Source organism: Rhodococcus sp. LW-XY12 (genome assembly GCF_019317345.1).
Taxonomy (GTDB): Bacteria; Actinomycetota; Actinomycetes; order Mycobacteriales; family Mycobacteriaceae; genus Rhodococcus; species Rhodococcus pyridinivorans.
This window is the reverse complement of sequence record NZ_CP079225.1, coordinates 1789427-1814481: the sequence shown is the minus strand read 5'-3', so window position 1 is coordinate 1814481 and position 25055 is coordinate 1789427. Positions and strand designations below refer to the sequence as shown.

The window sequence follows — 25055 nt, the reverse complement described above, 5'->3', positions numbered from 1 at the left end:
CATCTGACGACCGATTCTTCATGCGAAGTGCGGGTACCGACGAGTTCGGTACCCGCACTTCGCGTTTCGGGTGAAGAGTCGTCCCGCCGGAGAGTGCGGGGACGGCGACTCTAGCGGACGATCTGGCGGCGGTCGTCGGGGAGCCGGCGTGTGCGACCCGCCTTGTCGAGCCGGTCGAGCAACGGCAGGACCACCCGCCGTGTCGTTCCCAGGCGTTCGCGCGCGGCACTGGTCGTGAAGGGCTGGTCCAATTCGCCCAGCAGCTCCACGGCCGTGTCGGCGGCGTCGGGGAGCAGGACGATGCCCGGGCCCGCCCGCCACAACCGTCCGCTGCGTTCGGCCGCGCCGAGGGCCCGGTCGTCGAGGCCGAGCTCGCGTAGGCGATCGGCGGTCGGGGCCGCGAACGGGGCGGCCGACAGGTCGCGGCGCACCTGCTCGACGGCTTTGCGGATCTTCGGCGGTAGACCGTCGGCGCCGGGAGCGATCACCCGCCCCCCGACCACTTCGAGCGGAGGTCGCACCAGCGCCCGGACGAGGTCCGGTGTGGGAAGACGCAGCTGCGACGCCAGCACCGTCAACGGCGCCGCCGGATCCAGTGGATGGGTGCGGGCATGGGCCTGCACGAGTGTGGGCAGCCGGTCGGCGACGGTCTTCGCGAGACCGGGTGCGACGAGCCACGGCCCGACCGTCAGGTGCTCTCCCCGTGCGAGTGGGATGCCCAACTGTCGCAACCGTTGCCGGTGCAGGAGTCCGCGGCGGGCGAGTTCGTCGGCCAGGTGCGGCGTCCCGTCGGCCCCTGCCAGTTGCAGCGCGCGGCGTGCCGCCGCGCCGCGACGCCGGAATCGGGGTGGATCGGGGTCGAGAACGTCGGCTCGCCAGATCATCCGGCGGCCCGGGTCGCGCAGCAACGCGCGGTCGCCGATCCGCAGGGGCAGCGGGCGGTCGAGGGTGAGCCGGACGAGATCGTCTGCCAGCGGACGGCACCGGACACCGACGTCCGCGGCTCCGATGTGCAGCACCGGAGCGACGGGCGGCCGGTCGTCGCCGCTGATCCGAACGTCGACGACGGTGGTGTGGTGCCACGCGCCGGGCGTGACGAGCACACTGCCCCGTCCCAGATCGTCGACCCGGCCGGTGAGATTGAGGGCGACCCTGGCCACGCCGCTCACCGCGCTCCGGTCGCGACCGAGTGCCTGCACGCTGCGGACCCGCAGCGGCGTGTCCCCCAGCACGAGGGTGTCCCCCACGCGCACCGTGCCCGCGGGAAGGGTTCCGGTGACGACGGTTCCGGATCCACGCACGGTGAACCGGCGGTCCACCCAGAGCCGGACGTCGGCCTGCGGATCGGGGTCCGGAAGCGAGGCGACCATCGTCGTCAGTGCGCTCCGGAGGTCGTCGAGGCCCATCCCGGTGCGCCCGCTCACGGCGACGACAGGCGCCCCCGCCAGACTCGTGCGGGCGACCTCCGCCGCGGCCCGCGCGGCCGCGGGTCCCGGATCGGCGAGATCGGCCCGGGTAACGGCGACGACCGCGTGGCGCACGCGGAGCGCGTCGAGTGCTGCGAGGTGTTCGGCCGCCTGCGGCATCCACGGATCGTCGGCGGCCACCACGAACAGCGCGGCCGGGACCGATCCCACTCCGGAGAGCATCGTCGTCAGGAATCGCTCGTGCCCGGGGACGTCGACGAAGGCGACCTCTCCCACCTCTGGCCAGGACGTCCAGCAGTAGCCGAGCTCGATGGTCAGTCCTCGTCGCCGTTCCTCGGCGAGCCGATCCGGGTTCGCACCGGTGAGCGCCTCGACCAGCGTCGACTTGCCGTGATCGACGTGACCGGCGGTCGCGACGACCTGCATCAGGATCCTTCGCGAGCGGCCACGCGCGTCACGGCGTCGATCAGCTCGCCGTCCTCGGCGGGGTCGACCGCGAGCAGGTCGAGCAGCAACCGGCCGCGTTCGACGCGGCCGACGACGGGGTGCTCACCGAGCCGCAACGGGAGTGCGAGATGTTCGGGCAGGGCGATCGCGACGCTCGGCAGGACGACGTCCGGGGCGCCACCGCCCCCGACGACGCCGTCGGAGTCGACCACCTCGGGTTGGCACTCCGAGGGCAGCGCCACGCAGATCGCCTGTGCGCGGGCGCGGAGATCTTCCGGGCGGGAGGCCAGCGCCGACGCCACGGGTGGCATCGGTCCCGTCAGGGTCGCTTCGAGAGCGGCGAGGGTGAGCTTGTCGACGCGCAGCGCCCGCGCGAACGGGTCGCGCCGCAGACGTTCCACGAGTTCGGTCCGCCCGAGCAGCAGGCCGGCCTGCGGGCCGCCGAGGAGCTTGTCGCCCGAGGCAGTCACCAGGTCGGCGCCGGCACGCAGCGCGGTGGTGGCGTCGGGTTCGTTCGACAGCCGCGGATGCGGCGCGAGCAGACCCGATCCGATGTCGACCACGACGGGCGGTCCGAGTCCGGAGAGTTCCCGGACCGACACCGACGACGTGAAGCCGCTGACGGTGAAGTTCGAGGGGTGCACCTTGAGGACGAAGGCGGTGTCGTCGTCGACGGCCGCGGCGTAGTCGCTCAGGCGCACGCGGTTGGTGGTGCCCACCTCCCGCAGCGCCGCGCCCACGGATTCCAGCAGTTCCGGGATCCGGAAGCCGTCGCCGATCTCGACCAATTCGCCCCGTGCGATCACGATCGAGCGGCCACCGCGCGCGAGCACCCGGGTGACCAGGGCGAGAGCCGCGGCACCGTTGTTGACGACATGGACGCCGCCGGCGTCGGGTACCTGTTCGGCGAGCGCCTCGAGGGCGCCGCGTCCTCGCCGTCCGCGCCGGCCGGTGGCCAGGTCGAGTTCGACGTCGGTGGCACCCGCCGCGGTGGACACGGCTTCGACCGCCGCTCGGGACAGCGGGGCGCGACCGAGATTGGTGTGCACCACCACGCCGGTCGCGTTGACGACGCGGCGCAGGGTGGTCGCCTGCTGCGGCAGCGACTCGACCGCGACGTCGGCGACGGCGTCGGGCCCGATCTCGCCGTCGCGGCACCGTTGCTGGGCCGCGACGACGGTCTGCTTGACCAGTCGGGCGCCCAGCCGGTCGACGGCCTCGCGCAGGCGCGGATCGGCCAGGACCTGGTCGGTGCGGGGAACGTCCCGTCTCGGATCCGGCACGCGCTCCTCATCCCACGGTCGACGAAAACATTTGGCGGAGGCGGACGGGAATCGAACCCGCCCAGCCCAGATACTGGGCCACAACGGTTTTGAAGACCGCGACCGTCACCAGACGAGAACCACCTCCGCGCTCACCCTAACCGAAGTCGGGCCCTCGGTTACGACTCGCCCGTATGTTTGGGTCCATGACCGCACACGTCGACCTTCCCGAGGGCGCCATCCGACTCACCCAGTACGCCGCCGGCGGCGGTTGCGCATGCAAGGTTCCGCCGGGTGAACTCGAACGGGTGCTCGGCGGTCTGCAGGGTGGACGGGCCGCCGGCGAACTGTTGGTGGGTGTGGAGAACGGCGACGACGGAGCCGCGGTCCGAATCGATCCGGTGCCCGACGGCAGCGGCCGGGCCGTCATCGTGACGGCCGACTTCTTCACCCCGGTCGTCGACGACGCCTACGACTGGGGACGGATCGCCGCCACCAACGCCATGTCCGACGTCTACGCCATGGGTGGCACGCCGATCATCGCGGTCAACCTCCTGGGCTGGCCGCGCGAGCTCATCCCGTTCGAACTCGCCGCCGAGGTGATGCGCGGCGGCGCCGACGCGTGCGCCGAGGCAGGTGCTCATCTCGCCGGCGGGCACAGCATCGACGACCGGGAGCCGAAGTACGGGCTGGCCGTGACCGGTCTGGGCGATCCGGATCGCCTGCTGCGCAACGACGCTGCCACGCCCGGCCTGCCGCTCACCCTCACCAAGCCGCTCGGTCTCGGCATCCTGAACAACCGGCACAAGGCCACCGGCGAGCAGTTCGAGGAAGCGGTCGCGGTGATGACGACACTCAACCGCGAGGCGGCGCAACTCGCGCACGAGGCCGGTGTCCGTGCCGCCACCGACGTCACCGGTTTCGGTCTGCTCGGGCACCTGATGAAGATGATGCGGGCCAGCGGCACGACCGCCGTGATCGACTCCGCGGCCGTGCCGTACGTCGCCGGGGCGCGGGAGTCGCTCGCGGAGGGATTCGTCCCCGGCGGGAGCCGGCGCAATCTCGACTGGGTACGCGACGCGGTCGACTCCGAGGTGGACGACGACGAACTGCTCCTGCTCGCCGACGCCCAGACGTCCGGCGGTCTGCTGGTCGTCGGTGAGTTGCCCGGTCATCCGGTCGTCGGCGAGGTGGTTCCCGCGGGCGAACACGCGATCCGGGTGCGCTGACCCCGTTCATCGTCGGACATGCCGACACACCTGCACCGGATTAACCGGCACGAAGCGGGGGTAGACGGTAGCTTCGGAACGAGAGCGCAGGAAAGGAGCACAGATGGCGGAGAAGGACACGTCCCTCCCCTGGCCCGTCCTGCGCCAGTTCCTCGGGAAGGACCTGCTCGGACGCGGCAAGGCCGCACGGTCCCGTCGTACCGAGGAGATCGAACCGCGCACCTCCACCGCCGATCGTGTCGCCCGCAGCGTGTGCCCCTACTGCGCTGTCGGATGCGGACAGAAGATCTTCGTCAAGGACGACAAGGTCGTCCAGATCGAGGGCGATCCCGACAGTCCGGTGAACCGCGGGCGCCTGTGTCCCAAGGGTTCGGCGAGCAAAAACCTCGTCACCAGCGAGCTGCGCGAGACCCGGGTCCGCTACCGCCGGCCCTACGGCACCGAATGGGAAGACCTCGATCTCGACACGGCCATGGAGATGGTCGTCGACCGCGTGCTGAAGACCCGCCGCGAGACCTGGCAGGAATTCGACGACAAGGGCCACCGTGTCCGGCGCACGATGGGTATCGCCAGTCTCGGCGGTGCCACGCTGGACAACGAGGAGAACTACCTCATCAAGAAGCTGTTCACAGCGATGGGGGCGGTCCAGATCGAGAATCAGGCCCGCATATGACACTCCGCCACCGTCCCCGGTCTGGGGACCAGCTTCGGGCGCGGCGGTGCCACCGGCTACACGGCCGACCTGGCGAACGCTGACTGCATCATCATCCAGGGTTCCAACATGGCCGAGGCCCACCCGGTGGGCTTCCAGTGGGTCGTGGAGGCCCAGAAACGCGGTGCCCGCGTCATCCACATCGACCCGCGCTTCACCCGTACCAGCGCGGTGGCGGACAAGCACGTCCCGATCCGGGTCGGCAGCGACATCGCCTTCCTCGGCGGCATCGTCAACTACATCCTGAGCAACGAGCTGGACTTCCGCGAGTACGTCGTCAACTACACGAACGCCGCGGTGCTCGTCGGCGACAAGTTCGAGGACACCGACGATCTCGACGGGCTCTTCTCGGGCTTCGACCCCGAGAAGCGGACCTACGATCCGACGAGCTGGCAGTACGACGTGGAGGACGAATCCGGCGACCTGCACAAGTCGCAGGCCAACGGCTCCGAGGAGCACGCCGAGCATCGGGAGACGGCCGCGGGCCTGCAGAACGAGGCGCACGGCATGCAGACGGCGAGCCACCCGAGGCGCGATGAGACGCTGCAGCACCCGCGGTGCGTCTACCAGGTGCTCAAGCGGCACTTCGCCCGCTACACCCCCGAGGTGGTCGAGCAGGTGTGCGGCGTCTCGCAGGAGGACTTCCTCGACGTCTGCCGCACGTGGACCGAGAACTCCGGCCGGGAGCGGACGACGGCGCTCGTCTACAGCGTGGGCTGGACCCAGCACAGTGTCGGTGTGCAGTACATCCGCACCGGCGCGATCCTGCAGCTGCTGCTCGGCAACATGGGCCGCCCCGGCGGAGGCATCATGGCGCTGCGCGGTCATGCCAGCATCCAGGGCTCGACCGACATCCCGACGTTGTTCAACTTGTTGCCCGGCTACCTGCCGATGCCCGACGCGAACAAGCACCACTCGTTCACGGACTGGGTCGACAGCGTGCGCAACCCGGGCAGCAAGGGTTTCTGGTCGAAGGCCGACGCCTACGCGGTGAACCTGCTCAAGGCATACTGGGGCGACGCGGCGACCGCCGACAACGACTACTGCTTCGACTACATGCCGAAGATCACCGGCGACCACGGCACCTACCGTTCGGTGCTCGACATGATCGATGGAAAGGTCAAGGGCTACTTCCTCCTCGGGCAGAACCCGGCCGTCGGCTCCGCCCACGGGCGCGCGCAGAGGCTCGGGATGGCGAACCTCGACTGGCTCGTGGTGCGCGACCTGTTCGAGATCGAGAGCGCCAACTTCTGGAAGGACTCCCCGGAGATCGAGACCGGTGAGATCGTGACCGAGGAGTGCGCCACCGAAGTGTTCCTCTTCCCGGCGGCCTCCTACGCCGAGAAGGAAGGCACCTTCACGCAGACCCAGCGGATGCTGCAGTGGCGGGAGAAGGCCGTCGAGCCGCCCGAGGACTGCCGCTCGGAACTGTGGTTCTTCTACCACCTCGGCCGCATGATGCGGGAGCGTCTGGCCGAGTCGACCGACGAGCGCGACCGTCCGCTGCTCGACCTGGCATGGGACTACCCCGTGCACGGCGAGTACGACGAGCCGAGTGCCGACGCAGTGCTCCTGGAGATCAACGGCTACGACGTCGCGACCCGTCGGCCACTGTCGTCGTTCACCGAGATGAAGAACGACGGCTCCACCCTCGGTGGCTGCTGGATCTACACCGGGGTCTACGCCGACGGCGTCAACCAGGCCAACCGGCGTAAGTCCCGGCACGAGCAGTCGTTCGTGGCTCCCGAGTGGGGCTGGGCGTGGCCGATGAACCGCCGCATCCTGTACAACCGGGCATCCGCCGACCCCGAGGGCAGGCCGTGGAGCGAACGCAAAGCCTACGTGTGGTGGGACGAGGACGCACAGCAGTGGACGGGTGCGGACGTGCCGGACTTCGAGAAGACGAAGCCGCCGAGCTACCGCTCCCCCAACGGCGCCGACGGTGTCGAGGCGCTCGAAGGGATCGATCCGTTCATCATGCAGGGCGACGGCAAGGGTGCCCTCTACGCCCCCCAGGGGCTCGTCGACGGTCCGATGCCGACGCACTACGAACCGGTGGAGTCGCCGTTCCGCAATCCGCTCTACGCGCAGCAGGCCAACCCGACGCGCATGGAGTACCGGCGTGACGACAATCCGATGAACCCCTCACCGCAGGAAGAACACAGCGACGTGTTCCCCTTCGTGTTCACGACGAGTCGTCTCACCGAGCACCACACCGCCGGCGGCATGAGCCGCTATCTCGAACATCTCGCCGAACTGCAACCGGAGATGTTCGTGGAGGTCTCCCCCGCCCTGGCGGCCGAACGCGGACTCGAGCACATGGGCTGGTGCCACGTCGTCACCGCCCGCTCCGCGATCGAGGGCCGGGTGCTGGTGACCGAGCGGTTGCGCCCGCTGAAGGTGGAGGGACGGACCGTCCACCAGGTGTGGATGCCCTATCACTGGGGCAGCGGCGGCATGGTGACCGGCGACTCGACCAACGATCTGTTCGGAATCACGTTGGACCCCAACGTGCTCATCCAGGAGACCAAGGTCGGTACGTGCGACGTCCGGGCAGGACGCCGACCGTCCGGAGCGGCACTGCGGGAGTACGTCGAGGGATATGCGCGGCGGGCCGGGGTAACCGATCACGTGTACCCACCCATCGTGACGGTCCCGGACGGCGATACGGCCTCGGACGATCCACGTGACCCGGAGGAGGACGAGTGACCGGTCCCAACAGCTTCTTCGGACCGATCGATCCGGCACCCGATGCCGGGTACGAGGATCCGCCTGCTCGCAAGGGCTTCTTCACCGACACCAGTGTGTGCATCGGGTGTAAGGCCTGCGAGGTGGCCTGCAAGGAGTGGAACGACGTCCCCGAGAACGCCTTTGCGATGCTCGGCACGTCGTACGACAACAGTCATTCGCTCAACGCCAACCAGTGGCGGCACGTCGCCTTCATCGAGCGCCCTGCGGAATCCAAGCCCGCGGTCTCGCTGGGAATGCCGACCGTCGGGGCGACCCCGACGGAGCTCCCGGAGGAGGAGAAGCCGGACTTCCGCTGGTTGATGTCCTCGGACGTGTGCAAGCACTGCACCCACGCGGCGTGCCTCGACGTGTGCCCGACCGGCTCGCTGTTCCGCAGCGAGTTCGGCACGGTGGTCGTGCAGGACGACATCTGCAACGGTTGCGGATACTGCGTGGCCGCCTGCCCGTACGGTGTCATCGACCGCCGCAAGGGCCCGGAGGGCGACCCGAAGGTCGGTATCGCCCAGAAGTGCACCCTCTGCTACGACCGGCTCACCGACGGCCAGACACCGTCCTGCGCGCAGGCGTGCCCCACGGAGTCGATCCAGTACGGCGACGTAGAAGAGTTGCGCGCCCGCGCCGAGGAAAGACTGGCAACCCTGCACGAGCGCGGTGTGAGCGAGGCGCGGCTCTACGGCAACGATCCCGAGGACGGGGTCGGCGGGACCGGCGCCTTCTTCCTGCTCCTCGACGAACCGGAGGTCTACGGCCTTCCGCCGGATCCGGTGGTGACGACCAAGGACCTGCCGGAGATGTGGACGCGCGCCGCCGTCGCGGCCGTCGCGATGCTGGCGGGCGCCGCCGCGTCGTTCCTGAGGAGGCGCGGATGACCCAGGTGCAGCACGGCGGCAGCCCGGGCAACCCCCGCCGGTCCGGTGGCGGTCGCGGCGGCGACCCGGTGATGGTGCCGGAGGCCGACTTCGAGTCCTATTACGGGCGCCAGATCGTGAAACCGGCTCCGTGGGAACACGACATCGCGATCTACCTGTTCACCGGGGGCGTGGCCGCGGGCAGTTCGCTGCTCGCCGCGGGCGCCGATCTCACGGGGCGGCCCGCCCTGCGCCGGGTGGCCCGATTCGGTTCGCTCACAGCGCTGCTCGTCAGTGTCGGTGCTCTGGTCCACGATCTCGGCAAACCCAGTCGCTTCCTCAACATGCTGCGGGTCGCGAAACCGACCTCACCGATGTCGGTCGGGACGTGGATCCTGTCCTTGCACGGTCCGTTCGCGGGTCTCGCATCGGTCGCCGAGATCGCCGAGATGCTCCCCGCCCGGTGGAAGCGCGGGCCGGTACGCCTGCTGCTCGCCCTCGGCCGGCCCGCCGGGATCGTCGGCGCGCTGACAGCACCACCGGTCGCCGCGTACACCGGAGTCCTGTTGTCCGACACCGCAACTCCGGCCTGGCACTCCGCCTACAAGGAGATCCCCTTCGTGTTCTGCGGGTCGGCCGCTGCCGCGTCGGGCGGTCTCGGACTGCTGGGTACGCCGGTCGCCGAGGCGGGGCCGGCGCGCGCCTTCGCGGTCGGCGGTGCGCTCGTCGAACTCGCGACCGAGCAGCAGATGGAGAAGTCGATGGGCCTGTCGGCCGAGACGCTCCACCACGGCCGTCCCGGGCGACTGATGAAGGCCAGCAAGGCGTTGACGGTGGCCGGTGCGCTCGGCGCACTCGTCGGTCGCCGCAATCGGGTGGTGTCGGCGGTGTCCGGCGCCGCACTCATGGTCGGTTCGCTGTGCACGCGACTCGGCGTCTACGAAGCCGGCATCGCGTCGGCGAAGGATCCCAAGTACACCGTCGTTCCCCAGCGTGAACGAGTCGATCGCGGGGAACCCGTTCGTTACCGCAGCTGAGATCCGGCTCGCGGGCAGGACGAAGGAGAACGCATGGACTCCGGCAAGCCTACGCGCGAACCACACGGCGACGCCGCGACGGCTCAGCCTCCGGGCAGCTTCCGCTGGCTCCTCGTGGCCGGGGGTCTGTTGCTGCAGTTCTCGATCGGCGCGGTCTACGCGTGGTCGGTCTTCGGCGGAGCCCTCGAGAGCGCCGACTCCTGGCAACTGAGCACGGTCCGGGCCTCACTGCCGTTCACCGTGACCATCGGCATGATCTTCATCGGCACCTATCTCGGTGGCCGACTGCAGGATCTGAAAGGTCCCCGAGTCGTCGCGTTGATCGGCGGCATCATCTATGCGCTCGGCATCCTGCTCGCCTCGTTCACCGACGGAGCCGAGGACTACTGGCTGCTCATCCTCGGGTACGGCATCATCAGCGGTTTCGGGCTGGGCTTCGCGTACATCGTCCCGATCGCCATGCTGCAGAAGTGGTTCCCCGACAAGACCGGTCTCATCACCGGACTCGCTGTGGGCGGTTTCGGGTTCGGCGCGGTGCTCACCTCGCCGGTCGCGCAGTGGCTCATCGACCGGAATCCGGACGATCCCACGAGTGCGTTCCTGCCGTTGGGTATCGCCTACCTCGTGATGTCGCTGGCCGGTGCGGCCCTCTTCCGCAATCCGCCCGAGGGGTACACCGTGCCGGGCTTCGAACCCACCGGCAGCGACGGCAGCGGGAGCGACCGCGGCAAGGAGTACACCCAGGGCGAGGCCTTGCGCACGCCCCAGTGGTACCTCCTGACCGCCATCCTCACCCTGTGCGTGACCGCCGGCATCTCCCTGATCTCGCAGGCGAAGCCGAGCGCATCCGACATCGCCGGTTTCAGCGCCTCCGGCGCGGCGGCGCTCGTGGGTGCGCTCGCGATCTTCAACGGCGCAGGCCGGATCGTCTGGGCGGCGATCTCCGACCGTATCGGCCGGATGAAGACCTTCACCGCACTGCTCGTGCTGCAGGGCGTGTGCCTGATCGTGCTGCCGCACGCCAGTGGCGTGGTGCTGTTCTCGATCCTGGCCGCGATCATCTACCTCTGCTACGGCGGCGCTTTCGGCACCATGCCCGCCACCGCAGGCGACTTCTTCGGCGTGCGCAACGCCGGAGCCATCTACGGCCTGATGCTCATCGGATGGAGCATCGGCGGCATCATCGGGCCGATCATCGCGTCGACCCTGCTCGGCGAGGACAAGGCGTACACCCTCGCCTACACCACCATCGGCATCATCGCGCTGGTGTCCGTCGCGCTCACGGTGATCACGAAGGTGCCCGCGGCACGCCGGGAATCGGTCCCGGCCCGGTCCTGAGCCGGAGCGTCGTCCCGCACGGTCACGCTCCGGGCGCCCCGTGGGCATGCAACCACGAGACGACCTGCGTGCGGGAGTGCACGCCGAGCGTGTCGAGGATCCGTTCCAGGGCACCGTTCGCCGCGTCGACTGCAGAGCCGAGGCGCCCGAGATGGAAATGGGCGAGCCCCGAGAGCCACAGCGCAGAGGCCTTGTTCCACCGCTCGCCGTGCTGGCCCGCCATCTCGACGACACGAGCACACGCCTTCAGGGCGTCGTCGCGTCGTCCGTCGTAGGTCTGCGCCATCGCCAGCTGGAACAGGCAGGTCAGCTGGGCGGCGTGGTGGCCGTGCGCACGATGCACCCGGGCCGCACGGAGGTAGAGGCCGATCGCCTCGGCCGTCGCCCCGCAGAACAGTGCGTGCAGAGCGCTCCAGTGCGCGACGAGGTGGCCGGGTCCGTCACCCCGCACCACCTCGAGCGTCCCCGCGCGGTAGGAACTCGATCCGCCCTTCCGATCCGCTACTCCGCGGGAGGGGCCGAGCGACGATCCGACGTCGCCGGCCCTTCTCCGCGTTCCTCGTCGTCGCGCGCGGCGCGGGCGGCCTCGCGCATCTCGATCGCGTCGGTGATCAACTCACCGATCTCGCGGGTGACGTCGCGGACCGCTCCGGTGATGATCCCCGCGATCGCGCCGACGTGGGTGGCCGCCGACTCGGTGACCTCCTGGATCGTGTCCTTGTTACGCTCGAATCTTCCCACCATGTTCGACCCCCTCGATCGTGTCGTCCGCGAGGGTACCCGCATCGTCGAGCGGGCGATCGGTGGAGCGGTGACGTTCGATGATCACCCGCGACTCGGGTTCGGGCGCGAACCAGCCGGGAGGGAGAGCAAGCGTGAAGATCTTCTTCCACACCGACGTCACCTGGGCGGTGAAGCCACCGGTGTTGTACGGAAGTCCGTGCTTCTCGCACAGTTCCCTGACCTTCGGCGCGAGCTCCGGATAGCGGTGCGCCGGCAGGTCGGGGAACAGGTGGTGCTCGATCTGGTGCGACAGGTTGCCCGACATGATGTGGAACAACGGCGACCCGGTGATGTTCGCGCTGCCCAGCATCTGCCGGACGTACCACTCACCACGGGTCTCCTCGGCGGTCTCCTCCTCCGTGAAGGACTGCACGCCGGACGGGAAGTGGCCGCAGAAGATGATCGAGTACGCCCACACGTTGCGCACCAGATTGGCGGTCGCGTTGCCGAGCAGCGTCGGGAAGAACATCGGTCCGCTCAGCAGCGGGAAGGCGATGTAGTCCTTGATCACCTGACGGCGCGCCTTGCGCCACCAGCCTTTCGCGATCGGGATCACGTCGCGCCACGAGCGTTTCCCGGCGAAGATCCGGTCGACCTCCGCGTCGTGCATCATCACGCCCCACTCGAACAGCAGCATGAGGGCGGTCGCGTAGACCGGGTTGCCGAGATAGTAGGGATGCCACTTCTGGGCCGGGTCCATGCGCAGGATCCCGTATCCTATGTCGCGGTCCTGGCCGAGGATGTTGGTGTAGGTGTGGTGCACGTAGTTGTGCGAGTGCCGCCACTGGTCCGACGGGCACACCGTGTCCCATTCGAAGACACGGGAATTCAGCGACGGCTCGCGCATCCAGTCGTATTGACCGTGCATGACGTTGTGCCCGATCTCCATGTTGTCGAGGATCTTCGACACGCTCAGCGCCGCGACACCGGCGACCCATGCGGGCGGGAGGAATCCGACGAAGAGCAGACCGCGACCGGCGATCTCGAATCCGCGCTGCGCCCTGATGATCCGGTAGAGATACTCACGGTCCTCGTCACCGAGGGATGCGAGCGTCTGCTCCCGCAGTGCGTCGAGTTCGCGGCCGATCTCCTCGACACTGTCGTGGTCGAGGACGAGCGGTTCGTTCTCGACCGAAGAGCTGCGGTCGGACAGGAAGGGCAGGAAGGGAACGGTGGGTAGGGACAATCCGAACATGATGTCCTCCAATGATTTCGGTGGTGTCGCCGGACGGCCGGTTCAGAGTTCGACGGCGACGTCGCCGACCGGGGCGCTGACACAGATCTGGATGCGGCGGCCCGGTTCCGAATCGACGTCGCCGGTACGCACGTCGCGCGTGCACCCCGACAGCCGGACGGCGGTGCAGCTGTGGCAGATGCCCATGCGGCATCCGTGTTCGGGCGTGAGACCGGCCGCTTCGGCCTGTTCGAGCAGCGTCGACCCGGTGTTCTGGGCAACCACGCCGGATTCGGCGAAGGAGATCTCGCCGCCGGCATCGTCCGTCGACACGACCGGTGGTGCGAGGACGAATTCCTCGGTGTTCACCATCGTCTCGGCTCCCTGTTCGGCGTAGACCGCGCGGATGCCCGCGACCATCTCTGCCGGACCACACACGAAGGTGGGCGTGTCGGCGTACCAGGGTGCGACGGCCGCGAGGTGGCTGCGGTCGAACCGACCCTGCAGCAGCCCGTCGTCGGAGCGGGTGTGCGCGTGGACGATCTCGATGTTGGGTCGGTCGGCAAGAGCGTCGAGTTCGGCGCGGCGCGGAACATGCCCGGGGGTGCGGGTGTAGTAGAGCAGCACCGCGCACCCGTCGTACCCCTCGGCGACGAGACCGGACAGCATCGACAGCACGGGAGTCAGCCCGGAGCCCGCGGCGACGAACAGCAGACGTCGGGGGCGTGGGCTCGGCAGCACGAACTCGCCTGTGGGAGAACCGAGTTCGATGACGTCTCCGACCTGCGCTCGGTCGTGGAGGTGGCGTGAGACGGTACCCTCGGGATGCCTGCCGATGGTGAACCGCAGGTCGGGCCGGCGCTTCGACTCCGCTTCGACGAGCGTCGGCGAGTAGCAGCGCGTATGCCGCACACCGTCGACACGCACCGACACGGTCACGTACTGCCCGGGTAGGGGTCGGCACGGCTGCGCGGGGCGCACCGTGATCGTGAGCGAGTCGGTGGCGCTTCGGTCCACATCTGTAATCCGGGCATAGTTCGCCGACGTGACGAGAAGCGGGTCGGCGAGTTCCAGGTAGCGGTCCGGGTGATGCGGGTAGGACAGCACTCCGAGTGCCTCTACCAGCAATTTTCGCAACGAACCCGAGCGCCGGACGGGCGTCGGACGGGCGCGCACGATCATATCTGTCGGCCTTTCGGTAGACCTCTGCGTGCTCAGTGAACGAATGTGCACTGAAATCAGTGTGACAGCCGGACACACCCGCCTGTCAACCCCGATGTGACTGCTGACACAGATGTACGGACACCGCTGGGAACGTCATGCCTAGACTCAGGGGGTGTCCACCGCTTCCGCACCTCCGCCGACCACACGCGCCGAACGCAAGGAACGCACACGTCAGGCGCTTCTCGACGCCGCCCTCGACCTGTCCGCCGACCGGGGACTCGGCGGGCTGAGTCTGAGGGAGGTGGCCCGTCACGCGGGTATCGTGCCCACCGCGTTCTACCGGCACTTCTCGTCCATGGACGAACTCGGCGTCACCCTTGCGGCGGACACGATGCGGGTACTTCGGCGCCTGCTGCGCGACGCGCGTCGCACGCCCGGTCCGGCAGGTGCGCGGCAATCGCTCGACGTGCTGGTCCAACAGGTACGGGCACACAAGGCGGCTTTCCGGTTCCTGGCACGCGAACGCCACGGCGGCGTTCCCGAGGTCGCCGCCGCGATCTCCGTCGAACTGCGCCTGCTGACCAGCGAGCTCGCCGCCGACCTGGGCCGCTCCCCGGGCCTCGAGGACTGGGAGTTCGACGATCTCGAGATGGCCGCCGATCTGCTGGTCACCGCGATGCTCGATTTCGTCCTCGACCTGCTCGCCGTCGAACGTCCCGGCAGTGCGCAGGAATCGGAGGTGGTCACGCGCGCGGAGAAACAGATGCGTCTGATCCTGCTGGGCGCGGCGGCGTGGCGGCCGCGACGGACGTCGAACGACCGGTGACGGGTCGGCGCGACGCCGGTTCGTCGAGGTGGCCAGGAAATCCTGTCGCAGACACCCCTCTTCCGTAACGTGGTTCCCATGGCATCGACCGAACCCGCCACCTACGACGACCTGACCTTCGACGTGCGCGTGGCGGGTCCGAGGGACGGCCCACCCGTCGTGCTCCTGCACGGCTTCCCCGAGACATCACGCAGCTGGACGCCGGTGGCGCGCCTGCTCGTCGAGCGCGGTTTCCGCGTGATCGCCCCCGACCAGCGCGGGTACTCCCCCGGTGCCCGGCCGAACGGCGTCGAGCACTACGCGGTGCCGGCGCTCGCCGGTGATGTCCTCGGCCTGCTCGACGAGTTCGGGCTCGATCGCGTCCACCTCGTCGGACACGACTGGGGTGCCGCTGTGGCGTGGTACTTCGCCGCCCACAATCCCGACCGCGTCTCGGCGTTGACCGCGGTCTCGGTCCCCCACCTCGCCGCCTACGGCTGGGCGTTGCGGGAGGACGCCGACCAGCGCGAACGCTCCTCCTACATCGGTCTCTTCCGCGAGGAGGGCAAGGCGGAGACCCTGCTCCTCGCCGACGACGCGCGGCGCCTGCGGGCGATGTTCACCTCCGCAGTCGACCACGACTCGGTCGACCACTACGTCTCCGCCCTGTCCGCGCCGGGCGCTCTCACCGCCGCCCTGAACTGGTATCGCGCCATGACGCGGGATCTCGATTCGACTCCCCCGGTCCGCGTCCCGACGACCTACATCTGGAGCACCGCCGACATCGCGATCGGCCGCGCCGGCGCCGAACGCTGCGGCGAATTCGTCGACGCCGAGTACGACTTCGTGGTCCTGCCCGACGTCTCGCACTGGATTCCGGAGGAAGCGCCGGCCGAGATCGCGAACGCAATCTCGCGGCGACGGAACGGCTGAGAGTCCACCGACCGTGGCTTCCGGCCGCTGCAGCTTCGGTCAGCCCACCACCGGGGCGAGCAGCACCTCGAGTTCGGCGACGACCGCATCGAGCGGAGCCGGACTGCGTTGCGCCGGGGCCGCGACCAGCGCGCCCTCCAGGGCGGCGATGACCAGGCTCGCCAACGACCGGCACGCTCTGCACCGACGCCGTCGGCCGTCAGCGACCGCTCGATCCGGGTGGTTGCCCGGTCCGTCGTCTCTTCGACGAGTTGCGCCTTACCGCCGGGAAAGTGGTGGTAGATCGAGCCGCGCGGCGCCCCGCTGTTCTCGAGCACGTCCCGGAACGACGTGGCCGCGACACCTCGTTCGCTCATCAGCGCGATCGCGCCGGCGATCATCGCCGCGCGCGGTCCGTCCCGCCGCTCTGCAGCGATCACCCGTTCCTGCGGCAGTGGTGGTGGTCCCCCATACTCTGTGTATGTTGTCGTACGGATCCGATCCTGCGCGACACCATCTTCCGAGGAGACCCTGCCATGACCGACGTCTCGGTGACCACTCACGTCTTCGACGCTGCCGTCGACCTGTTCGAGGTCCGGGACGATCGCACCGAAGGGCACACGCACCCCGCCTACGCGAACATGGTCGGCCCGTTCGGCGGTATCACCGCCGCGACTCTCCTCCGCGCGGTCGAACGACACCCGGACGTCCTCGGCATGCCGCTGTCCCTGACGATCAACTACGCCGGCCCCATCGCCGACGGACCGTTCGACATCGCGGTGCGCCCGGTGCGCACGAACCGGACCACCCAGCACTGGTCGATCGAACTGTCGCAGGGCGGCGAGGTCGCCACCACCGCAACGGCCGTCTTCGGTCTCCGTCGCCCCACCTGGTCGTCGACCGAACTGCAGGCGCCGGCCGCCCCGGCACCCGACTCGCTCGAGCCGACACCGCTGCCCGACTTCATCGCGTGGGCACGCAACTACGAGATGCGGTACACCGCAGGAGTCGTTCCCGAGGAGGGCAGCGCGGAGGTCGCCGACTCTACGTCGACGCTGTGGGTCCGCGACGTCCCGTCGCGCCCGCTCGACTTCGCCTCGCTCACCGCGATGTGCGACATCTTCTACCCCCGGGCATTCCTGCGTCTGGGTCGGGTGCTGCCGGCCGGCACGGTCTCGATGACCGTCTACTTCCACGCGGACCCGGAGACCGTTGCCGCGCAATCCGACAGCCCCGTGCTCGCGACCGCACGTGCGAATCGGTTCGAACAGGGCTTCTTCGACCAGAGCGCACAACTGTGGGGTCGCGACGGCGTTCTGCTCGCGACCTCGCACCAGATCGTCTACTTCAAGGCATGAGCGGGACGCTCGGTATTCGATCGACCCGACCGGTCGGCGTTCGGCGCCCGTTCCGGTCACCGGCACACCTGTAGCCTCGGAAACATCCACCCACCGGATTGCGAGGTCCACTGTGACGATGCCGAGACTTCTCCGACGGTCGGGGGTCATCGCCTGCGCCGCAATCGCGTTCACGACCGTGGGCACGGTCGCCTGCGCCGACACGCAGGACATGCCCCCGGCTGCGGACTACGCGTCGTACGTCGCCCTGGGAGACTCGTTCACCTCCGGGCCCGGCATCCCGCCGCAGACCGACGGCGATCCGTGCGGGCGGTCGGCGAGCAACTACCCCACCCTCGTCGCGACCGATCTCGGTATCGAGGACTTCGTCGACGCGTCGTGCGGCGCCGCCACCTCACTCGACTTCGCGATGCCGCAGACCACCTTCCGCGGCGCGACGGTGCCACCGCAGTACGACGCGCTGCGCCCCGACACCGAACTCGTCACTGTGGGTATCGGCGGCAACGACATCGGTCTCGTCCAGCTGGCGCTGGGATGCGTCAATCTCTCGGCGCCACCCGATGGCGCGTCGTGCGCGATCACGAACACCCCGGACGGCACCGACCGTGTCGACGCCGCCATCGACGCCTTCGCGCCCGTCTACACCACGGTGATCGACGAGATCCGCCGGCGTTCCCCGGAGGCACGCATCGTGCTCGTCGGCTATCCCACCGGAATCCGCGACGGCGGGTGCTTCCCCGAGCAGCGGATCTGGCCCGACGACGCGACCTACCTGCAGGAGAAGATCGACCGGTTGAACACCGTCATGCGCGAGCAGGCCGAGGCCGCCGACGTGGACTACGTCGATCTGCGCGATTCGAGCCGCGACCACGACGTGTGCGCCGATCCGGAGACCCGGTGGATGGCCGGCCTGCAGCCGGCCGCCGGATCGATCCCGCTGCATCCGAACGCGGCCGGGCACCGCAACGCCGCCGACCAAGTGCTCGCCACGATCACCGACTGAGCCGGTTCACGCCTGCTCCGGCGTCTCGGGAGCCCGCACGGCGAGCAACGACACCAGGCCCGCGCCGAGCACGATCAGCAACCCCACGATCCCCGCTCGGTCGGTGCCGAACCACCACACGAAGAACCCGAACAGCGTCGGTGCCAGAAACGACACCGCACGTCCCGTCGTCGCGTAGAGACCGAACATCTGCCCCTCCCGTCCCGGCGGGGTCAGGCGCGCCAGGAAGGTCCGCGCCGACGACTGGGCCGGACCGACGAACAGACACAGCACCAGACCGAAGATCCAGAACATCGTCGGACCCGACACCACGAGCAGGACGATGCTGGTCGCGATCATCGCGACCAGCGAGCCCACGATGACCGCCTTGGGCCCGACCCGGTCGTCGACGCGTCCGGCCACCAGTGCGCCCACCGCGGAGACGACGTTCGCGGCGACACCGAAGATCAGCACGTCGCCCGCTCCGATCCCGTAGACCGTGACGGCGAGGACCGCCCCGAAGGTGAAGACGCCGGCGAGACCGTCCCGGAACAACGCCGACGCCCCGAGGTACCAGATGGTGCGACGATCCGCCCGCCACAACTCCGTCAGGTCGCGCCACAGCACGCGGTAGGACTCGACGAAACCGGCGCGGCGGGCGACGTCGCCACGCGCGACCGGCTTCTCCGGGACGGCGAGCAGCACGGGCACAGCGAACACCGCGAACCATACGGCCGCGAACAGCGCGACGAGCCGGATGTTGGTGCCGCCCTCGGTGGGCACACCGAGGAAACCGCGGGTGTCGCCGTCGCCGGCGATGAACCCGGTGTAGCACAACAGCAGGAGCACGATGCCACCGAAATAGCCCATCGCCCAACCGAAGCCCGACACCCGTCCGATGTCGTCCGGCGTCGACACCTGGCGCAGCATCGAGTTGTACGGGACCTGCGCGAGCTCGGCCATCACGGATGCCACGCCGAGCAGGACCAGCCCGAGCCACAGATAGTGGTAGTCGTCACGCACGAAGTACATCGCCGCCATCGCCGCGACGGTGACCCCGGTGAGGATGCCCAGCGACCATTTCCGTCGCCCGACTGCGTCGTACCGCTGGCCCGACACCGGCGCGGTCACGGCGATGACGAACCCGGCGATGCCGAGCGACCATCCGAGCCAGGTGCTCGCCGAGATCCCACCCGGCAGGTCGTCGCCGACCGCGTCGGTGAGATAGACGGAGAATACGAACGTCAGGATCACGGCGTTGAACGCCGCGGAACCCCAGTCCCACAGACCCCACGAGACGACCTGACGACGTGTCGTGGCCTCCCCGGCCCCGCTCGCCGTGTCCGTGAACGCATTCATGCCCCGGAGCCTAGGCTTCCGGAGCTGCGGTGGCATGGAACGACTCCGTCGCGCGGCACCGAACGACTCGGCCCCATGGCCGGGGCGGGCCCGGTCGCCGCTCCCGAGCCTGCCGCTACGCTGACCCACTGTGACTCTGCCGAATCCCCATCCCGATGCCCGTGCCGTCGTCACCGGAGCGTCCTCCGGCATCGGCGAGGCCCTCGCAACCGAACTCGCCACCCGCGGCCATTCGCTGATCCTGGTCGCCCGTCGCGGAGAGGTGATGGAGGTCCTCGCCGAGACCCTGCGCGCGAAGCACGGCGTGACCGTCGAGGTGCGCGCCTGCGATCTGTCGGACCGCGACGCACGGACACCACTCGCCGACGAACTCGGACGTAGGCGCATCAGCATCCTGTGCAACAACGCCGGTATCGCCACCTTCGGCGCGGTCGCCGAGCTCGACGCGGCCTACGAGCGGGCACAGGTCGAGCTCAACGCCGTCGCCGTCCACGACCTCACCCTCGCGGTGCTGCCGCAGATGGTCGAGCGGAACTCCGGCGCGATCCTCATGGTGGGTTCGGCCGCAGGCAACATGCCGATCCCGAACAACGCCACCTACGCCGCGACGAAGGCGTTCGTCAACACCTTCTCCGAGTCCCTGCGCGGTGAGCTCAAGGGCACCGGCGTGCATGTCACGCTGCTCGCCCCCGGCCCGGTGCGCACCGAGGAACCCGACCCGGCCGAGGCGTCGATCGTCGACAAGCTGGTCCCGGACTTCCTGTGGATCTCGAGCGAACACACCGCGAAGGTGTCGCTCGACGCGCTCGCCGCGAACCGGATGCGCATCGTGCCCGGTGTGATCAGCAAGGCCATGTCGGCTGCCGGTCAGTTCTCGCCGCGGTCCATCTCGGCCCCGATCGCCGGCGCGTTCTACAAGAAGCTCGGCGGCAGCTGACGGGCCACCGCCCAACGAATCGTTCCTTCACCGCCTTCGGCGGCGTCCTGTGCCGAATAGGCTCCGGCCGATCTCGCGGCCGGCTGCGGACGCCGCCGAGCGGATGAAGCTGCGCACGGCTGCGCTGCCGAGCACCTGCTCCACGACCGACGCCCCGGCATCGTCCGGCGCCTGCGACGGCATGTCCGGGATCGGTTCGATGTCGGTGGCCCCGACCACCGATGCGGTGAGCTTCTCGTAGGCCGATTCCCGGTCGATGGTGCGGCCGTACTTCCCGTAGAGCGGGTTCGCTTGCGCCGACGCACGCATCGCGCTCTCCCCCACTGTGCCCATCAGCGAGCGCGGCGGTCGCAGACGCGTCCAGGCGACGGGCGTGGGCGTGCCCAGTTCGGACAGGACCGTCACGATCGCCTCCCCGGTCGCCAGACCGGTCAGAGCGTCGGCGAGATCGTAGGCGTCGGTCTTCGGGAAGGTACGCACCACCTTCGCGAGCGCGGCCTCGTCCTCGGGGGTGAAGGCGCGCAACGCGTGCTGGATCCGCGCTCCCAGTTGTGAGAGCACGCTCCGGGAGATATCGGTGGGCGACTGCGTACAGAAGACCACACCGACGCCCTTGGACCGGATGAGCTTCACGGTCTGTTCGATCTGCTGCAGGAACGCCTTCGACGCATCGGTGAAGAGCAGATGCGCCTCGTCGAAGAAGAACACGAGCCGCGGTGTGTCGACGTCGCCGACTTCCGGTAGCGACTGGAACAGGTCGGCGAGCAACCACATCAGGAATGTCGAGAACAGCGCGGGTCGAGTGGCCTCGTCGCCGAACTCGAACAGATTGATCGTGCCCTGACCGTCGATCACCCGCAGCAGGTCCTCGACCTCCAGTTCGGGTTCGCCGAAGAATCCGTCCCCACCCGCGTTCTCGAGGTTGACGACCGCGCGGAGGATGACGCCGGCGGTCGCGGGCGACACGGCACCGAGATCGTCGAGTGCACCGCGCCCTTCGTCGCTCGTCAGGTGGCGGATCACCTGCCGCAGGTCGGCGAGATCGAGCAGCGGCAGGCCGTTGCGGTCGGCCCAGTGGAAGACCAACCCGAGAGTCGACTCCTGAATGGCGTTGAGCCCCAGCACCTTCGAGAGCAGGATCGGCCCGAACGAGGTGACGGTGGCGCGGACGGGGATACCGACCCCGTCGGTACCGAGCGAGTAGAAGGCCACAGGGTGCCCCGTGGGCGTCCAGTCCTCGTCGCCGGTGTCGCCCGCGCGGTTGAGCACCGCATCGTCGGGCTCGCCGGCGGCCGACAGGCCCGACAGATCGGACTTCACGTCGGCCATCACCACCGGCACCCCCGCCGCCGACAGTTGTTCGGCCATGACCTGCAGCGTCTTGGTCTTGCCCGTGCCGGTCGCACCGGCGACCAGCGCGTGACGATTCAGAGTGGCGAGCGGGATGCGCACCGGCGCGTCGGGATCGGCGACGCCGTCGAGCACGACGGTGCCCAGTTCCAGCGCCTCGCCGATCACCTCGTACCCGGCCGCGATGGTCGCGGCGGTGATCTCCGGCTTGTCGGTCATGCTCGCCCCCTCCGGCCTCGACCTCGCCCACTGCGACGGTACCGGGCCGTCGAACCCACGGAAGAACCATTCTTATCGGATGCCGGAATTGTCGCATTACAGTGATTCCGATCACAACCGCAGCGGCACGGTTTCCCAGCTAGTACACCGCGTTGACCTGCACTTTCTCTACGAGAATCCGTTCCGTCGACGACGTGAGGATCGTTCGCAAAAACAACGACGTGTGCTAGCAACGAACTACGCGACATATTCCACGAACACAGGAGAAACACATTGACGCCCAAGATCGCCATTCTCGGAGCAGGTCCCAGTGGACTCGCACAGCTGCGCGCTTTCGAAGCAGCCCGAAAGGCCGGTCTGGAGCAGATCCCCGACATCGTCTGCTACGAGAAGCAGCCCGACTGGGGAGGAATGTGGAACTACACCTGGCGCACGGGACTCGACGAGCACGGTGAGCCCGTCCACGGGAGCATGTACCGCTACCTGTGGTCCAACGGCCCGAAGGAATGCCTCGAGTTCGCCGACTACTCCTTCGAGGAGCACTTCGGACGCCCCATCCCGTCGTACCCGCCGCGCGCCGTCCTGCTCGACTACATCATGGGTCGCGTCGAGAAGAGCGACGTGCGCAAGTACATCCGGTTCAACACTGCGGTGCGGTGGGTCGAGTGGTCCGACGAGACGCAGAAATTCACCGTGACGGTGATGAACCACGACCGGGGCGCGCTGGAGTCCGACGAGTTCGACCACGTCGTCGTCGCCACCGGACACTTCTCCACCCCGCAGGTCCCCCACTTCGACGGTCTCGACCGGTTCCCGGGACGTGTGCTGCACGCCCACGACTTCCGCGACGCCCGCGAGTTCACCGGCAAACGACTGCTGCTCGTCGGCAGCAGCTACTCGGCCGAGGACATCGGAACGCAATGCATCAAGTACGGCGCCGAACAGGTCACCTTCAGCTACCGCAGCGCACCGATGGGTCACCACTGGCCCGAGCAGTTCTCCGAGGTGCCGTTGCTCACCCATGTCGACGGCAAGGTCGCCCACTTCCGTGACGGCAGCACCCGCGTGGTCGACGCCATCGTGCTGTGCACGGGGTACAAACACCACTACCCGTTCCTGCCCGACGAACTCGCACTGCGCACCGACAACCGGCTCTACCCGCGCGACATCTACAAGGGCATCTTCTTCCAGCGCAACCCGAAGCTGATGTACCTCGGCGCACAGGACCAGTACTTCACGTTCAACATGTTCGACGCCCAAGCCTGGTACGCACGCGACTTCATGCTCGGCCGCGTCGACCTGCCCGACCTCGACACCCGCGAGCACGACATCGACCACTGGCGGGCACGCGAGGAGAAGCTGTCGTCGCCGGTGGAGGAAATCGACTTCCAGGCCGCGTACATCCGCGATCTCGTCGACCGCACCGACTACCCCGAGTTCCACGTCGAACGCCAGGGGGAGGTGTTCAAGCAGTGGAAACAGGACAAGAAGCGCGACATCATGGGCTACCGCAACAACAGCTACCCCTCGACGCTCACCGGCACCGTCGCTCCGCCGCTGCCGGCACCGTGGATGGAGATCCTCGACGACTCCCCCGAGTCCTTCCTTCGGCACGACTTCACCGCCCCGGAAGTGAGCACAGTGGGCCGGACCCTCGACCGGCAGTACACCCCGGCGGCACGTCGTTCCACCCGTCCGGCGGCGCCGCGCACGGCCTCCGTGAAGGCGTGAGGGTGCCCGTTTCCTACCGGACCGTCGACGCCGCGCCTCATGGGTGCGGCGTCGGTGGATAGTCTGTCTGTCGTGCAGGACAAACTGGTATGGATCGACTGTGAGATGACGGGGCTGCGTCTCGGCAGCGACAAACTGATCGAGATCGCGGCTCTGGTCACCGACAGTGATCTCAACGTGCTCGGCGAGGGCGTGGACATCGTGATCCACGCCGATGACGACGCCCTCGCCGACATGCCGGAAGTCGTGCAGCAGATGCACGAGCGGTCCGGCCTCACCGAAGAGGTGCGCCGCTCGACGGTCAGCCTCGCCGAAGCGGAGAAGCAGGTCCTCGCGTACATCCGGGAGCACGTCACCGAGGCGGGCACGGCGCCGCTGGCCGGCAACTCCATCGCGACCGACCGCGCGTTCATCACCCGCGACATGCCCGAGCTCGACAACTACCTGCACTACCGCATGGTGGACGTCAGCTCGATCAAGGAGCTGTGCCGGCGCTGGTATCCGCGCATCTACTTCGGCCAGCCGGAGAAGGGCCTGTCGCACCGGGCACTAGCGGACATCAAGGAGTCGATCCGCGAACTGCGCTACTACCGGCGCACGGCCTTCGTGGCGCCTCCCGGCCCCACTCCGGCCGATCTTGCAGCCGTCGTAAAGGACCTGGGACCGGCCTGACCAGCCGATTCGTCTTTTTCGTCTTCGTCAGGCTAGTATCTGTACCGCAGGCGCAAGCCACCGAAAGGTTGCCGGCGAATGCAATGGTGAGTGTAGTTCAGTTGGTAGAGCACCAGGTTGTGATCCTGGCTGTCGCGGGTTCGAGTCCCGTCACTCACCCCGAAGGGAAACGCCCCCGACCAGTGGAAACACCGGTCGGGGGCGTTCTCGTATCCGGGCCATGCAACAGCCCATGCAATAGCGACCTATCCGAGCAGGCTCGCGAACCTCTCCGCAGCACTGCGCTGAGCCCCTGGCATCACGTGGGCGTAGACGTCCATCGTCACCGACACCGAGGCGTGCCCCAGGCGCTCCGAGACCACCTTCACCGGGACGCCGGCCGCCAGCAGCAGTGAGGCGTGAGTGTGCCGCAGCCCGTGCAGCCGCAGGGAGGGCAGCGCATCCGCCCCTAGCTTCGCCTGAGCCTTGCCGACACGATGCCCCCAGCTGTTGGATGTTAGGGACGTGCTTCGGATAGCAGGGTTCTGATGATCGGGTAGCGCGAGTATGAGCATCGGA

At 68.5% G+C, this 25055-nt stretch carries 22 protein-coding genes, 2 tRNA genes and 1 pseudogene; 13 read left to right on the top strand and 12 right to left on the bottom strand.

Features of this window, described 5'->3' with window-relative positions; translation table 11 throughout:
• Nucleotides 1-110 precede the first annotated feature (110 nt).
• The 3 genes from selB to KXC42_RS08535 form a co-directional block, all read right to left on the bottom strand.
• Nucleotides 111-1853: a selenocysteine-specific translation elongation factor gene (gene selB, locus KXC42_RS08545; protein WP_217579919.1), complete on the bottom strand. Its 1743-nt coding sequence runs from the start codon at nt 1851-1853 to the stop codon at nt 111-113.
• On the bottom strand, nt 1853-3157 hold the full coding sequence (gene selA, locus KXC42_RS08540; protein WP_219130193.1) for an L-seryl-tRNA(Sec) selenium transferase: 1305 nt from the start codon (nt 3155-3157) through the stop codon (nt 1853-1855). The genes selB and selA overlap by 1 nt, the downstream gene beginning before the upstream one ends.
• 32 nt (nt 3158-3189) lie before the next feature.
• A tRNA-Sec gene (locus KXC42_RS08535) sits at nt 3190-3284 on the bottom strand.
• A 58-nt stretch (nt 3285-3342) separates the two neighbouring features.
• Here KXC42_RS08535 and selD point away from each other — a divergent pair.
• From selD to KXC42_RS08505, 5 genes are all read left to right on the top strand, one after another.
• The gene (selD, locus tag KXC42_RS08530) at nt 3343-4365 is read left to right on the top strand and encodes a selenide, water dikinase SelD (RefSeq protein WP_219130192.1); all 1023 of its coding nucleotides are present in this window, start codon (nt 3343-3345) and stop codon (nt 4363-4365) included.
• Between the two features lie 103 nt (nt 4366-4468).
• Nucleotides 4469-7786, top strand: coding sequence for a formate dehydrogenase (fdh, locus tag KXC42_RS08520; RefSeq protein ID WP_257606071.1), 3318 nt, complete (start codon nt 4469-4471; stop codon nt 7784-7786).
• Nucleotides 7783-8697, top strand: coding sequence for a 4Fe-4S dicluster domain-containing protein (locus KXC42_RS08515; RefSeq protein WP_019289017.1), 915 nt, complete (start codon nt 7783-7785; stop codon nt 8695-8697). The genes fdh and KXC42_RS08515 overlap by 4 nt, the downstream gene beginning before the upstream one ends.
• Nucleotides 8694-9713 (top strand): NrfD/PsrC family molybdoenzyme membrane anchor subunit, encoded by a 1020-nt coding sequence (gene nrfD, locus KXC42_RS08510; protein ID WP_033096442.1) that lies wholly within the window; start codon nt 8694-8696, stop codon nt 9711-9713. Before KXC42_RS08515 ends, nrfD begins: the two co-directional genes overlap by 4 nt.
• 33 nt (nt 9714-9746) lie before the next feature.
• A complete protein-coding gene (locus tag KXC42_RS08505; protein ID WP_019289015.1) occupies nt 9747-11051 on the top strand; it encodes an OFA family MFS transporter in 1305 nt (434 codons plus the stop codon).
• 22 nt (nt 11052-11073) lie between these two features.
• Here the strand turns inward: KXC42_RS08505 and KXC42_RS08500 are convergent, their stop codons facing one another.
• Genes KXC42_RS08500 through KXC42_RS08485 form a run of 4 tightly spaced genes read right to left on the bottom strand, consistent with a single transcriptional unit; the run spans nt 11074 to nt 14190 of the window.
• Entirely contained in the window at nt 11074-11502 is a 429-nt protein-coding gene (locus KXC42_RS08500) for a hypothetical protein (protein ID WP_197483281.1), read from the bottom strand.
• A gap of 50 nt (nt 11503-11552) precedes the next feature.
• Complete coding sequence (locus KXC42_RS08495; RefSeq protein WP_006554382.1) at nt 11553-11795, bottom strand: hypothetical protein; 243 nt, start codon at nt 11793-11795, stop codon at nt 11553-11555.
• The gene (locus KXC42_RS08490; RefSeq protein WP_006554381.1) at nt 11773-13029 is read right to left on the bottom strand and encodes an acyl-CoA desaturase; all 1257 of its coding nucleotides are present in this window, start codon (nt 13027-13029) and stop codon (nt 11773-11775) included. Before KXC42_RS08490 ends, KXC42_RS08495 begins: the two co-directional genes overlap by 23 nt.
• Nucleotides 13030-13071: 42 nt before the next feature.
• The gene (locus KXC42_RS08485) at nt 13072-14190 is read right to left on the bottom strand and encodes a ferredoxin reductase (protein ID WP_219130191.1); all 1119 of its coding nucleotides are present in this window, start codon (nt 14188-14190) and stop codon (nt 13072-13074) included.
• A 154-nt stretch (nt 14191-14344) separates the two neighbouring features.
• On the opposite strand from KXC42_RS08485, the gene KXC42_RS08480 reads away from it, so the two are divergent.
• Both KXC42_RS08480 and KXC42_RS08475 read left to right on the top strand, forming a co-directional pair.
• A complete protein-coding gene (locus KXC42_RS08480; protein ID WP_006554379.1) occupies nt 14345-14998 on the top strand; it encodes a TetR family transcriptional regulator in 654 nt (217 codons plus the stop codon).
• Nucleotides 14999-15076: 78 nt separating this feature from the next.
• Nucleotides 15077-15910, top strand: a complete 834-nt coding sequence (locus tag KXC42_RS08475) for an alpha/beta fold hydrolase (protein ID WP_024100537.1) — start codon at nt 15077-15079, stop codon at nt 15908-15910.
• Nucleotides 15911-15949: 39 nt separating this feature from the next.
• On the opposite strand, the gene KXC42_RS27710 is transcribed toward KXC42_RS08475, so the two are convergent.
• Nucleotides 15950-16075 (bottom strand): hypothetical protein, encoded by a 126-nt coding sequence (locus KXC42_RS27710; protein WP_019289009.1) that lies wholly within the window; start codon nt 16073-16075, stop codon nt 15950-15952.
• 134 nt (nt 16076-16209) lie between these two features.
• Nucleotides 16210-16266 (bottom strand): annotated as a pseudogene (locus tag KXC42_RS27705) (TetR/AcrR family transcriptional regulator); the annotation flags it as partial.
• A 159-nt stretch (nt 16267-16425) separates the two neighbouring features.
• Between KXC42_RS27705 and KXC42_RS08465 the strand changes: the two are divergent.
• Nucleotides 16426-17247, top strand: coding sequence for an acyl-CoA thioesterase II (locus KXC42_RS08465; RefSeq protein WP_019289008.1), 822 nt, complete (start codon nt 16426-16428; stop codon nt 17245-17247).
• 112 nt (nt 17248-17359) lie between these two features.
• Nucleotides 17360-18250, top strand: coding sequence for an SGNH/GDSL hydrolase family protein (locus KXC42_RS08460; protein ID WP_006554375.1), 891 nt, complete (start codon nt 17360-17362; stop codon nt 18248-18250).
• A gap of 6 nt (nt 18251-18256) precedes the next feature.
• Here KXC42_RS08460 and KXC42_RS08455 read toward each other — a convergent pair whose 3' ends face one another.
• A complete protein-coding gene (locus KXC42_RS08455) occupies nt 18257-19588 on the bottom strand; it encodes an MFS transporter (RefSeq protein ID WP_019289006.1) in 1332 nt (443 codons plus the stop codon).
• Between the two features lie 130 nt (nt 19589-19718).
• Here KXC42_RS08455 and cmrA point away from each other — a divergent pair, with 130 nt between their 5' ends.
• Nucleotides 19719-20525: a mycolate reductase gene (gene cmrA / locus KXC42_RS08450; protein ID WP_006554373.1), complete on the top strand. Its 807-nt coding sequence runs from the start codon at nt 19719-19721 to the stop codon at nt 20523-20525.
• Between the two features lie 27 nt (nt 20526-20552).
• Here cmrA and KXC42_RS08445 read toward each other — a convergent pair whose 3' ends face one another.
• Nucleotides 20553-22094 (bottom strand): helicase HerA-like domain-containing protein, encoded by a 1542-nt coding sequence (locus KXC42_RS08445; protein WP_219130190.1) that lies wholly within the window; start codon nt 22092-22094, stop codon nt 20553-20555.
• Between the two features lie 273 nt (nt 22095-22367).
• Here KXC42_RS08445 and KXC42_RS08440 point away from each other — a divergent pair, with 273 nt between their 5' ends.
• From KXC42_RS08440 to KXC42_RS08430, 3 genes are all read left to right on the top strand, one after another.
• The gene (locus tag KXC42_RS08440; protein WP_219130189.1) at nt 22368-23825 is read left to right on the top strand and encodes an NAD(P)/FAD-dependent oxidoreductase; all 1458 of its coding nucleotides are present in this window, start codon (nt 22368-22370) and stop codon (nt 23823-23825) included.
• A gap of 72 nt (nt 23826-23897) precedes the next feature.
• A complete protein-coding gene (orn, locus tag KXC42_RS08435; protein WP_024100533.1) occupies nt 23898-24497 on the top strand; it encodes an oligoribonuclease in 600 nt (199 codons plus the stop codon).
• An 86-nt stretch (nt 24498-24583) separates the two neighbouring features.
• Nucleotides 24584-24656 (top strand) — tRNA-His (locus KXC42_RS08430).
• A gap of 86 nt (nt 24657-24742) precedes the next feature.
• On the opposite strand, the gene KXC42_RS08425 is transcribed toward KXC42_RS08430, so the two are convergent.
• Nucleotides 24743-25051: a tyrosine-type recombinase/integrase gene (locus KXC42_RS08425; protein ID WP_219130188.1), complete on the bottom strand. Its 309-nt coding sequence runs from the start codon at nt 25049-25051 to the stop codon at nt 24743-24745.
• Nucleotides 25052-25055: the final 4 nt, after the last annotated feature.